The organism is Nostoc sp. S13, assembly GCF_029379315.1.
Taxonomy (GTDB): domain Bacteria; phylum Cyanobacteriota; class Cyanobacteriia; order Cyanobacteriales; family Nostocaceae; genus Nostoc.
The window spans coordinates 23,638-36,418 of sequence record NZ_JAQYWQ010000030.1 but is presented as its reverse complement, the minus strand read 5'-3'; the positions used below and the strand labels follow the sequence as shown (position 1 = coordinate 36,418).

General features: G+C 40.5%; 8 protein-coding genes. 5 read left to right on the top strand and 3 right to left on the bottom strand.

Going from position 1 to position 12,781, the window contains the following annotated elements; all coding sequences use genetic code 11:
- Positions 1-856 precede the first annotated feature (856 nt).
- Together PUQ00_RS12195 and PUQ00_RS12190 are read right to left on the bottom strand one after the other, a co-directional pair.
- Positions 857-3,565 carry a glucosidase gene (locus PUQ00_RS12195; RefSeq protein WP_300416456.1) on the bottom strand — a complete coding sequence of 903 codons (2,709 nt, stop codon included), beginning with the start codon at positions 3,563-3,565 and terminating at the stop codon, positions 857-859.
- Between the two features lie 199 nt (positions 3,566-3,764).
- Entirely contained in the window at positions 3,765-5,774 is a 2,010-nt protein-coding gene (locus tag PUQ00_RS12190) for an amylo-alpha-1,6-glucosidase (RefSeq protein WP_300416454.1), read from the bottom strand.
- Between the two features lie 379 nt (positions 5,775-6,153).
- Here PUQ00_RS12190 and PUQ00_RS12185 point away from each other — a divergent pair, with 379 nt between their 5' ends.
- From PUQ00_RS12185 to PUQ00_RS12175, 3 genes are all read left to right on the top strand, one after another.
- On the top strand, positions 6,154-6,582 hold the full coding sequence (locus tag PUQ00_RS12185) for a hypothetical protein (RefSeq protein ID WP_300416452.1): 429 nt from the start codon (positions 6,154-6,156) through the stop codon (positions 6,580-6,582).
- Positions 6,579-7,847, top strand: coding sequence for a GAF domain-containing sensor histidine kinase (locus PUQ00_RS12180; RefSeq protein ID WP_300416450.1), 1,269 nt, complete (start codon positions 6,579-6,581; stop codon positions 7,845-7,847). Before PUQ00_RS12185 ends, PUQ00_RS12180 begins: the two co-directional genes overlap by 4 nt.
- A gap of 303 nt (positions 7,848-8,150) precedes the next feature.
- Positions 8,151-8,588 (top strand): thermonuclease family protein, encoded by a 438-nt coding sequence (locus PUQ00_RS12175; protein ID WP_300416448.1) that lies wholly within the window; start codon positions 8,151-8,153, stop codon positions 8,586-8,588.
- Positions 8,589-8,683: 95 nt separating this feature from the next.
- Here PUQ00_RS12175 and PUQ00_RS12170 read toward each other — a convergent pair whose 3' ends face one another.
- The gene (locus PUQ00_RS12170) at positions 8,684-9,730 is read right to left on the bottom strand and encodes a low specificity L-threonine aldolase (RefSeq protein ID WP_300416446.1); all 1,047 of its coding nucleotides are present in this window, start codon (positions 9,728-9,730) and stop codon (positions 8,684-8,686) included.
- Between the two features lie 610 nt (positions 9,731-10,340).
- Here PUQ00_RS12170 and PUQ00_RS12165 point away from each other — a divergent pair.
- Positions 10,341-11,123, top strand: a complete 783-nt coding sequence (locus tag PUQ00_RS12165; protein ID WP_300416444.1) for an ABC transporter ATP-binding protein — start codon at positions 10,341-10,343, stop codon at positions 11,121-11,123.
- A 222-nt stretch (positions 11,124-11,345) separates the two neighbouring features.
- Complete coding sequence (locus tag PUQ00_RS12160; RefSeq protein WP_300416442.1) at positions 11,346-12,773, top strand: MlaD family protein; 1,428 nt, start codon at positions 11,346-11,348, stop codon at positions 12,771-12,773.
- The last annotated feature ends 8 nt before the right edge of the window (positions 12,774-12,781 follow it).

Below are 12,781 nucleotides of genomic sequence, written 5' to 3'. Positions count from 1 at the left end.
CTGCTAAACGTAAAGTTAGTATCAAGTGCTACATCTTTAGTTCTAGCTGATTTGAACTTACCTCTGTTGCATCCCTACAGTGAAAAGGGCAGCTATTCCAAAAAGATTGCTAAATATTTTTATTTTATTGCATTCTTAACCTGACTTTTCACGTCATGCGGAAAAGCCCACGAAAGACCTAACCCCCTAGCCCCCTTCCCGACACTCTAAGGGGAAAATTCAAAGTCTTTCTCCTTGTAGAAGAGAGATTTAGAGAGAGGTTTTCCAGATACCGTGAAAAGTCAAATTCTCAACTCCATAAATCTTTTTATAAGAATAATATAAATTGATTCACTAATAATTAAATTAGTTTACGCTGAGAATTACCTTAAAATTTATACTCATGTCTGCTTTATCTTTGTACTCTTGTATGAACACAAGGACTGAAAGTAAATCTGAGCATCTCAATGAATGTAAAAAGCCTTGTAAAACCTCACCCCAAGCCTCTCCGAAGCTACGGAGAGAGAGCAAGAATCTTGTTTCTCATCTGGTATATTTGCACTCATTGAGATGCTCCTAAGTAAATCTTGCTCTTTAATAGAGATAGTATATTTTAGAAAACAATAGTATTCCTGAATTTATTCGTCTCCTTTAATTCAATATCGTGATATTTGTCCCCAGAAGATCGCCCTAACCCACTTCACTTGCTCCTCTTGTGGTTAACCACATTTTTGTAACAGTCAAAGTGTCTTGCTGAACCACATTTCGCCCAAAAATTTATTCCAAGGCGGGTTAGCAATGAAATGAGAGATTAAAAAGATATGGGTAACGACAAACCTTTTTAATCAGGGTTAGAGAGGCTCAGATTTGGATGTCTTTATGTTAGAGCGATCGCTTCTTTGTCCTTCTCTATTTCTGCTTCTTGATGCTGTGTTTCATATTCACCACATTGCTGGATTAATTTCGCAACTAAACCTGTCCAGCCAGTTTGATGACTAGCTCCAATTCCGCTTCCGTTATCACCATGAAAATACTCATGGAATAAAATCAAATCTCGCCAGTGTGGATCATTTTGAAACTTTTGTATTCTACCATAAACAGGACGTTGACCAGAGGCATTTTGTAAGAAAATTTTGGTTAACCTTTGAGATAATTCTGATGCAACTTCCCAAAGTGTGATCATTTGACCAGAACCTGTAGGACATTCAACTTTGAAATCGTCTCCTAGATAATAATGAAACTTTTGTAGAGATTCAATTAGGATGAAATTCACTGGAAACCAAACAGGGCCGCGCCAGTTAGAATTACCACCAAATAAACCACTACTAGATTCAGCCGGTTCATAATCCACCCGAAATTGCGAACCATTGACATCAAAAATATAAGGATGTTCAGCATGAAATTTAGAAACTGCCCGAATGCCATAAGGGCTAAAAAACTCACTTTCATCCAGCATTTTTTGCAGAATACTTCTGAGCTTATCTCTGGAAACAATCGCTAGTAATCTCCTCGCACCCACTCCTTTTGTTTGCATACAAGCCACATTTTGCCGCAAATCAGGACGGTTTTCGATGAACCATTCCAATCGCTTTTTAAAACCAGGAAGCATTTTTAAAGTATCTGGTTCAATAGTTTCAAGGGCAAACAGAGGAATTAATCCTACTATTGATCTTACTTTTAAAGGAATTTCTCGTTCAGTTAGGTGCAGCATATCGTAGTAAAATTCATCTGAATCATCCCACAAACTGGCTTCCATTTTGCCAATTTTATTCATCGCATCGGCAATATAAAGGAAATGCTCAAAGAACTTGCTAGCAATGTCTTCGTAAACAGGATTAGTCTTTGCTAATTCTAGAGCGATCGCTAACATATTTAAACAATACATCCCCATCCAACTAGTACCATCAGATTGGTTGATGTATCCGCCTGTAGGTAAAGTTGTGCTGCGGTCAAATACACCAATATTATCCAAACCGAGAAATCCCCCTTGAAAGATGTTTTTACCCTCAGCATCTTTGCGATTCACCCACCAAGTAAAATTGACCATCAGCTTTTGAAACACCCGTTCTAAAAACTGTCGATCTGCTCGTCCATATATCTTCTGTTCAATCTTGTAAATCCGCCAAGTTGCCCAAGCATGAACAGGGGGATTAACATCACCAAATGCCCACTCATAGGCAGGAATTTGCCCATTAGGATGCATATACCATTCCCGTGTTAAAACATCCAACTGATACTTAGCAAAATCGGGGTCAATCATTGCCAAAGGAATAGTATGAAATGCCAAATCCCAAGCCGCAAACCAAGGATATTCCCATTTGTCAGGCATAGAAAGAATATCTTCATTGTAAAGATGGAACCATTCCCGATTTCTGCCTTGTTCGCGTTCTGGAGGTGGCGGTGGTGTATTGCGATCGCCCTTTAGCCAATCCTCTAAAACATAGTGATAATATTGCTTGCCCCACAGCATTCCCGCAAATGCTTGTCGCTGCACATTTCGCATATCTTCACTGAGCGGAAATGGCGTGACGCGCTGATAAAATTTATCTGCTTCCTGTTGTCGTTCCGAAAAGATTGTATCAAATTCTTGATCAACTGGCTCAACTAAATTGGGTATATCACTCAATCGCAATTTAATAATTTTGGTTTCACCTGCACCCACTGTTAAGAAATAATCAGCAGATGCTTTCGTACCAACTTTATTTGGATTGACTACCTCTTTTTTTGCCTGAACGATGTAGTCATTAATACTATCTTTGACATAAGCAGATGAATTAGGAGAGCCAAATAATCGCTGATAATTTGTCTCGTTTTCTGTAAAGAGAATTTCGTTTGCTTCCTGACAATACAGCCACCTTTTACCTAAAGTTGAGTGAAACACCTCAACCACATGAAAGCCATTACCCGATTCGACCTCTTTTAAAGTAGGTTTGCTAGTATGCCCATTCCAAGACCAAGTATTACGAAACCAGAGAGTAGGTAACAGGTGTAGTGTCTTTGCTTCCGGACCTCGGTTGACTATTTTAATTTGGATGAGAATATCTTCAGCAGAATTTTTGGCATATTCAACGAATACATCAAAGTAGCGATTTTCATTAAATATACCTGTATCTAGTAATTCAAATTCTGGTTCTTGACGATTTCTACGTTGATTTTCTTCGACTAATTGGGAGTAGGGAAAGGCTTTATGAGGATATTTATAAAGCGCTTTCATGTAGGAATGGGTAGGGGTATTGTCAAGATAAAAGTAATATTCTTTAACATCTTCCCCATGATTCCCTTCGCTACCAGTTAGACCAAAAATTCTTTCTTTGAGAATAGAATCTTCGCCATTCCAAAGAGCGATCGCAAAACAAAGCCGTTGATGATTATCGGAAATGCCAGCAATACCATCTTCACCCCAACGGTAGGCGCGAGAACGAGCCTGATCGTGGGTGAAATAGTCCCAGGCGGTACCATTGGGGCTGTAGTCTTCGCGCACCGTTCCCCATTGGCGATCGCTCAAATATGGCCCCCATCTGCGCCAATGGGCTTTGTGACTCAAGGCTTCTGCTAATCTAATTTCTTCTTCGGTTAGATTTGTCATAATATCACCCTGTGCATACCTGTATTTTGGTTTAGTTAATTTGCTATTTGGAGTATCCCGTTTTTATCTAAGATAGCGCTGAAGTTTTGATTAATAATTGATAGTGAAATGTTAACTTTAATTTGGGACACAGGAAGGGGTGACAATTGGGCTAACTCAATTGCTAAATCAATCCTTAAGTCCTGATTTATTCCCCGCATCAACTCTCTGTTGCCAACCAAGCACGTAAAACCTCAGCTACTGTCCACGCTTGGGCAATACATCCCCGTGGAGTCATCGGGGCATCACCATCAAAAATTTCGCTGAGACTACCAAGTCCGTGTGCAGTCAGATGATTAGCCATTGGTTCCAAAAATTGACGAGCCTGCTCAGGATTTTTGTAGACGCGCAGGTGTGCGAAGACGAATGGCCCCAACAACCAACCCCAAACTGTCCCCTGATGATAAGCTCCATCACGTTGATACTGATTACCACCGTATTTACCCTGATACTGAGGATGTTCGGGGGTAAGCGATCGCAAGCCATGAGAAGTCAGCAGCACTCGTCCGCAAGCTTCCACCACACTCCTTTGCTGGGCAGGTGTGAGCGAACTTTCTGGTAATGAAACAGCAAATATTTGGTTAGGTCGCAACGCCCAATCATCACCATCAGGACTGTCTATCACGTCATAGCAATAACCTGTCTCCTCATTCCAGAAGCGAGAAAATCTATACTGAGCACGGTCTGCCATTGCCTCATATTCTTGGTGTGGTTTACCAAGCTGACGGGCAAACTTTGCCATTGTCCGTAGGGCATTATACCAGAGAGCATTAACTTCAATCGGTTTGCCAATTCGGGGCGTAACTACCCAATCGTCAACTTTGGCATCCATCCAGGTCAGTTGTACACCTGCAACACCTGCATAAAGTAAACCATCGGCAGGATCGAGGTGGATGTTGTAGCGTGTACCGCGACAGTGCCAATCAATGATGTCTGCAAGTATTGGAAAAAGTTCACCAAGCAAATTATCATCGTCTGTAGCGCTGTAGTAGGCGCGGACTGCTTCAAAGTACCAGAGAGTGGCATCGACTGTATTATATTCTGGTTCTTCACCCGCATCGGGAAAGCGATTGGGCAACATTCCTTGGTCTACGTATCTAGCAAAGGTGCGAAGAATTGAGCGTGCTACCTCTGGGCGACCAGTCGAAATTGTCAAACCAGGTAGACTAATCATTGTGTCGCGTCCCCAGTCGCTAAACCAGTGATAACCAGCAATGATAGTTTTAGCCTGGGGGTCTTCTGGCACTGGGCGGTTAACAATAAACTGGTCAGCAGCTAGTACTAAGTGGTTAATCCAGCTAGGTGATTCCTTAGTGTTCAGGGATCGGTTACTATTCCAAAGCCCTGTTAACTTCTGCTCTTGAGTGCGACGTAACTTAAGTGTGGCTTCGCTATTGAGATTTGGTTGTTTTTCTGTGCTGGCTACAAAGGCGATCGCTTCCCCAGGATTCAGTGTAACTTCAAAAGTGGCAGCGTGGAGATGGTCTTCTTTGTCGCTCAATCCTCGATAGCGTTCAACTGCTAAGTCAAAGCCATAATACCAATTGTGAACAGGAGATGCACTACCGCGTGAACCGTAGCTATCACCTTTAGGCGAATCGCTCAACAGATACAGTGGTACAGCACCCGGATAAGCAGTTACACAAATTCCCTGTTCCACCGGCTCAACAGACATCTGCCAACCGTTGCTTTGGGTGTCACCGTGATAATCGCGGTAGTTGACCATTGCTTTGAGCGTCAACTTCAGTGGTTGGGTGGCACGACGCAGAATATATTGAACATAAGTTTTGTTAGCGCCTTGTTGCATCCACACCCGTTTTTCTAATAAAGCATCGGCAACAGCAAAATGCCATACGGGGATTGTACCTTCCAGAGAAAAACGTTCAATATGTCGATAACCGTGGGGACTGACAGTACCATCTGCCCAACGATTGGTGTGTAAAGAATAAGAGCGAGTGTCATACAGGACAGTTTCATCTAGTTTTGCCAGCAGTAAGGTGCGACCCAGAGGTGGTTTCAATGCTGCTACCAGTAGTCCGTGATAGCGGCGGGTCAATAAACCTGCCACAGTCCCAGAGGCGTAACCACCAATACCGTTAGTAACTAACCACTCCCGCGATTCTGCGGTGTCAAGATTGCCGCAGATTTCCCGCCCAAATTCAATACACATAAATCAACACTTTTTTGGCGATCACTATCTGGATTATCGATTATGAATCCTCTACTCTGCTGAGACTGGTATTAAGAGTTAATAAAAGCGCAATTTCCGGTTAATCCCAACTAAAATCTTAACTGCTAATCAGGGCGAAAATTTATTAGCTTAAGTAATGTTAAATACTAGTATCTTTGGTAAGAGATTTCTGTAAATAGAAGTTAAAATGTCTCTAAACGATTCTTTAAGAGATTGATTAATTACGTACATTAAATTCTCCTTTGACATCAAAGGTTGTATATACAACTTTATCCTCTTTGTGAGGTGGGCAAAGGATCATATTAACTGATTGCCACCGAATTTTTACATTCTGGTAAATCAAAAGGGGAAGAATAGAGTGTTAAAAAATGTTGAACGTTGTATTCCTTCAGAGGAAAAATATCTGGAGGCATTCCACTCAATTTATGAAGGATTGACTCCGGGACACAAAGCCATCTTGAATAAGCTGTATCAGCATTGTTACTTTATGAAGGACAATCGCAGATTACGCATTTGGGAGTTATCTGAAGCTGCGGGATATGATGGTGACTCTTCTGGTCAAATTGGTCAATTAGGTGCAAAGTTCTGCAAATTTTTTGGAGTAAAAGATGACGAGTTTGGGCAACCAGCACTTGCAATAATTAATTGGTTTGCAGATGAAATAAATGGCTATTGGTACATTGAGCTAATTCCGGAAGAACGAGAGCATTTAAACGTTTTTACCTCGAAACTGTCCAATGAAAATATGAATTTTATCGGACTTACACCATGCAATAGGCATCCATGAGCAAAACTAGTGATGACGAAATATTGTTGCACAACCAAACTTGGCAGCGTGAGCGACAAATCATAGCACGTTTGTCTTCTTTGAACTATCGAACTGGCGAACTGGATAGCTATTTGCACAATATTGCCTGCGGAGTCAGCGAACTTATTGGAGTTGATTGGACAGTTGTTACCTTTTGCCAAGAGGGATTTGAAACTGTTTTAGCGAGTAGTCTTGAAATGGGCGAGGGCGAACATGTTTATTCACTACATGGTTTACTAACTGGCACTGTTATCCAAATGGGTCACTCATTAGCAGTAGAAGATGCTCAAAAACACCCAGAGTATGGACAGGCTCCAGAAGGTTATTGTGCATATTTAGGGATACCATTGACGACTGCTGAAAGTGAAGTTATTGGTACTATCTGTTCTTTTAATCACCAACCACGTAATTTTAAAAAAGAAGACATTCAAATTGTGGAATTGTTTGCTGAACGAGCTGCAACAGCAATTGACAACTATCATCTTTATCAACAACAGTGCAAATTTAATCATATTTTGGAAGCTGAGGTTGAAAAACGTACCGCAGAATTACAGGCAGCTCAAGCCAAGCTTTTAGAACAGGAACGACTGGCCGCTATTGGTGAATTTGCTGCCATTATTGTGCATGAAATTCGTAATCCCTTGACTACAATGATTATGGGATTAAAGTATTTCCGAAAAACTATTCTGACTGAATCTGCTCAAGAGCGATTAGCATTAGCACTGAGCGAAGCTAGTCGTCTGGAACGTCTGCTGAGTGAAATTTTGCTCTACGCCAAGCCCCAAGTGTTGCAGCTTTGTGAATTAGATGTGAATGAATTCATTAATGAGTTGTTGGTAAGTATTCGTGAAATGCCAGAAGCTCTGGAACGACAAATTGAATTTATTCCGGTGTTGCCTACGGTAAAAATTTTGGGGGATAAGGATAAACTTAAACAAGTATTTATCAACATTGTCCGCAATGCTTGCGAGGCAGTTGCACCAGGAGATGTTGTGAAATGGAAAGTAGATTGTTCGCATACAGATAAAGTCTGCATTAATGTCCACAATTGCGGTGAGCCAATTCCATCAGAAGTTCTCGCCAAGCTTTCTGTGCCATTCTTCTCCACAAAAGCTTGTGGTACTGGGCTAGGACTTGCTATTACCAAACGCATCGTCAATGCTCATAATGGAGAACTGTTAATCTCTTCTGACCTGATGACAGGTACTACTGTGAGTCTTCAATTACCTTTAGTTCTTCAATGAAGTTTTGATTGATATCAATACCAGATTTTTGTAATAAATATCATCAATAATTATTGTAAGATATTACAGAAAACTTTCCTGACGTAGATGACGCAGTGGCTCCCCTACATTTAAATTTATTAAATTGAGTATTCATAAACAATTTAGGATTATTTTACAGGCGATCGCACTCGGTTTGCAAATCCATTTTACCAGTACAGGTAATATCTATTACTTTTACTTAAAAATTGTAAGTTAAATCACAATAATAACCTAAGTACTGACCTAAAATTATATTATGCCTAAAATATTACAGACAAAATAATGGAATTACTTGAATTAATTTTGGTGCTAGCTACAGTAGTTGGTGTTGCAGACGGGAACACAATTTTGGTTAAAGATAATGCAGGACAAACAATTCCAATCAGGCTAGCGTGTATTAACGCACCAGAGGCGACTGGCCAGCCCTATGCTTTAGCAGCAGTACAAAGGCTAAAACAGCTACTACCACGTCAAACTCCTGTCGTGATTAGAAGCACACAGCAACTCAAAAGTGGTCACACAGTTGGTGAAGTGTTTGTGGATAATCGGTCAGTAAATCTCCTTTTGGTAGAGTCAGGTAATGCTGTCGTTGACCGAGAATCTTTACAAAATTGCTACGAGAGCAAAACCGAATTTTTAATTGCAGAAGCTAATGCCAAAAATAAGCACTTGGGATTGTGGCAGCAATCAAAAGCGCAGTTGAAGTTCCATGCTAAGTAAGGACTTGCATTGTCAGTTATAACTAATTGCGTTCGCCTAAGTTGGGGCAGTTTTAGGATTGCTGTACTTATTTAATTATTTTATATTTTTCATATTCAATTTTTGTAAATAGTTGCGTTTTTAATATCACTAATCAATTCATCAATCCTTGATTTGGTTGTATTCCAAGAACACATAAAACGTACTCCTCCCACACCAATAAATGTATAAAACTGCCAATTCTTTGCTTTTAAGGTGTGAATGACTTGTTCTGGTAGTTTAACGAACACGGCGTTGGCTTCTCTAGGAAACATCAAGTTAACACCTTCTATGTTTAATAGTTGATTTTCTAAGTAATCAGCACATTGATTGGCATGTCTGGCGTTTTTTAGCCAAGCACCAGTTTCCAATAAGCCTAACCAAGGAGCAGAAATAAACCGCATTTTTGAGGCTAATTGACCTGCTTGCTTACATCGATAATCAAAATCCTCTGCTAGCTCTTTGTTGAAAAAAAGAATGGCTTCACCTAATGCCATTCCATTTTTTGTACCACAAAAGCACAATACATCTACTCCAGTTTTCCAAGTAATTTCAGCAGGGCTTTTATTCATAGCGGCAACTGCATTTGCAAAACGAGCGCCATCCATATGAATCTTTAAGTTATATTTTTTCGCAACTTCTTTAATTTTCAGAAGTTCTTCAACAGAATATAACGTTCCTAATTCAGTTGATTGTGTGATGCTAATAACTTTAGGTTTGGGATAATGAATGTCAGTACGTCTAGTAACAATTGCCTCTATCGCCTCTGATGTTAACTTGCCATTTTTACCTTGAGCAAGTAACAGTTTAGAGCCATTAGACGCAAATTCAGGTGCGCCACATTCATCTGTTTCTATGTGAGATGTTTCATGACAAATGACGCTGTGATATGACTGACACAGGGCAGCTAAAGATAAAGAATTTGCGGCTGTACCGTTAAAGGTAAAAAATACTTCACAATCAATTTCAAAGAGTTCCCGAAAATAATCTGCGGCTTTTTGAGTCCATTGATCATTTCCATAGGCTGGAACACTACCTTGATTTGCCCTAATCATATATTCCAGCGCTTCAGGACAAATACCAGATGAATTATCACTTGCAAACTGCTCTGATTTATTATTCATAATTTCTATGTTGATTTTTCTTAGTAATTGTGACAATATTAGTGAATAATTTTAGCACTTGCCAACTCTTGCTAACTACAAGAATTTTGGATGGTAGTAAACTAAATGTTTCTATAGACCTACTTAATCATTCGTAAGTAACACGATTTTCGACTTATCTAAAAAGCCGATAACCAGAACATTTTGATTTTCACAAATAAAATATAATTGCTATATATTGCATTAACCTGTTAATTAGTTTTCGTTGTCGGAGCTTTTCTCTAAGTAGTTATAGCAGCAAGTACTATGCGTATTTATACTATTAAATGATTTTACTAATCTCCAAAGAAAACTGGAGTTTTAGTTTCCCGTTGCCGAGAAATTAGATTATTAGGGTGTCTTCGTCAGCTTTGCGTTGAGGGGATTCTGGGACGTTAAACATCGCAAATAACTAAATATTATGCTAAAAAAATAAAGTTTGCTAATCAAAATGCTAATCGTATACTTATAATGTAACATAAAATGCTCAACCAATAGAATAACCATGACATCACTCTTGTAGGGTTAAAAATTGGGGAACCCGCCCAAGGCACTGGCTCACCAAAGACTAATGACTAATAACTAATGACTAATGACTGAACCATTGATTGAACTGAAAGGTGTTTCTAAGTCCTTTGGTAGCCATAAAGTTCTAGATAATATAGACTTGACCATTTACCGGGGAGAAGCACTGGGGATTATTGGCCCATCAGGGACTGGTAAATCAACTATTTTACGGGTGATGGCGGGGTTGCTTAATCCCGATGAAGGAGAAATTTATGTGCAAGGAGTGCGGCGAGACGGTTTGATTGAGGATGGAGGGCAGCAGGTTGGCATTGGCATGGTGTTTCAGCAGGCGGCGTTATTTGATTCGCTGACGGTTGACGAGAATGTGGGATTTTTACTTTATCAAAATTCAAAGCTACCGCGATCGCGCATTCGAGATTTGGTAACAGAAAAATTGGAGATGGTAGGTTTGCCAGGAATAGGCCACCTCTACCCAGCCGAACTTTCCGGGGGAATGCGAAAACGGGTAAGCTTTGCCCGGGCAATTATGTCTAACCCCGATAGTCCCACAGAAGGACCAGAAGTTCTACTATACGACGAACCAACAGCCGGACTTGATCCCATTGCCTCAACAGTAATCGAAGATTTAATCCGTTATTTGCAAAGATCACATGGAACTTGTGGTACTTATGCCGTTGTTACCCACCAAGCCAGCACTGGCCGCCGTACCGCTGATAGAATTATATTTCTCTATGAAGGTAAAGTGCAGTGGCAGGGTACAGTTAGTGAAATACACAGCACAGAAAATCCGTTGATCAGACAATTTACCAGTGGAAGTGTGGAAGGGCCGATTCAATTCCTCGGCTAGAAACTTAAAAGTAAAGAGTTAAGAATGAGGAGTGAGGAGTTAAGAATGAGCAGTGAGGAGTTAAGAATGAGGAGTGAGGAGTTAAATTCGACTCATAATTCATAACTCATAACTCATAACTCATAACTCATAACTCCTAACTCATAACTCATAACTCCTAACTCCTAACTCCTAACTTCTAATTGGTTGTTGGTGGAGGCAAAAAAATGCGAGGTCTTATTTATGACAAGCAGCTTCGCGTCTGGGCGAACATTTAGAGAAGGCTCTGTGGGGTTATTACTCCTGCTAGGACTAGGAGTATTTGGATTACTGTTTCTGTGGTTAAATAGATTCAGTGCTGCCGGCCGTTCATACAAAGTTATTGTAGAATTTGTTAACGCTGGCGGAATGCAAAAGGGAGCAGCAGTTCGCTATCGTGGCTTTAAGGTAGGAACTATTTCCCAGGTTCGACCAAAGCCAAATGCCATTGATGTAGAGATTGAAATTGCCCAAGCTGACTTAATTATCCCCCGGAATGTCCTGGTGGAAGCTAATCAAAGCGGATTAATTAGCGAAAGTATTATCGACATCACACCAAAATCAACCTTACCTGCTGGGGTTGTGCTTGCTAAACCCCTAGATAAAAGTTGTGATGCTAATCTCATAGTCTGTAATGGCTCTCGGTTAAAAGGTCAGGTTGGGATCAGTGTTGATGAACTAATTCGCAGTTCAACTGAGATAGCGACTGTATATAATGATCCAAAGTTTTATAGAAATGTCAATAGGGTTCTAGAAAGTACCACAAACGCAGCATCCAGTTTTACTGAGCTAAGTCAGGATCTCCGAGGTTTGACCAAAAACTTACGACAACAACTAAATACATTTTCAGCCACAGCTAATTCAGTGCAACGGGCGACAAACCAACTTAATACATCGGCGACTCAAACTATAAATAAATTCGGTGCAACTGCAACTCAAGCAAATCGTTTGCTGAACAACCTGGATAATCTGTTGACAACAAATCGCTCGGCGCTGGTTGGAGCTTTGAACAATATCACCGAAACCAGCAACCAATTGCGTGTTACAGTCAGTAGCTTATCACCATCTATCAATCGATTGACTCAAGGAAAATTACTCAACAATTTAGAAACTCTTTCAGCAAATGCAGCCCAAGCCTCAGCTAATTTACGCGATGCTTCTAAAACCTTAAATGATCCAAAGAATGTGGTGTTGCTGCAACAAACTTTAGATTCAGCACGAGTAACGTTTGAAAATAGCCAAAAAATTACATCTGATTTGGATGAATTGACAGGTGATCCGACTTTCCGCAAAAATCTGCGGCAATTGGTGAATGGTCTAAGTGGTTTAGTATCTTCTACACAACAGATGCAGCAACAAGTGCAAGTTGCTAGTACTCTAGACTCGGTAAAAGCTGCTGTGAGCAAACCAAATAATCTAATTCCTACCCCAGCACCATCCCAACAGGCGATGTTCAATGACAAGTCCCTACCCGTCTATGAAATTAATCCTTCACCTGCTAATTTTTTCAGTACCGACACCAACCTTCAACCAACCCCCAGTCCGTCTATTCCGAATTCATCCCAAGAAGACCTGTTGAAGCAGCTGCGGGAGTATGGTAAGCAACGGGAGCAACTGGAGACGGGGAAATAGGCAATACA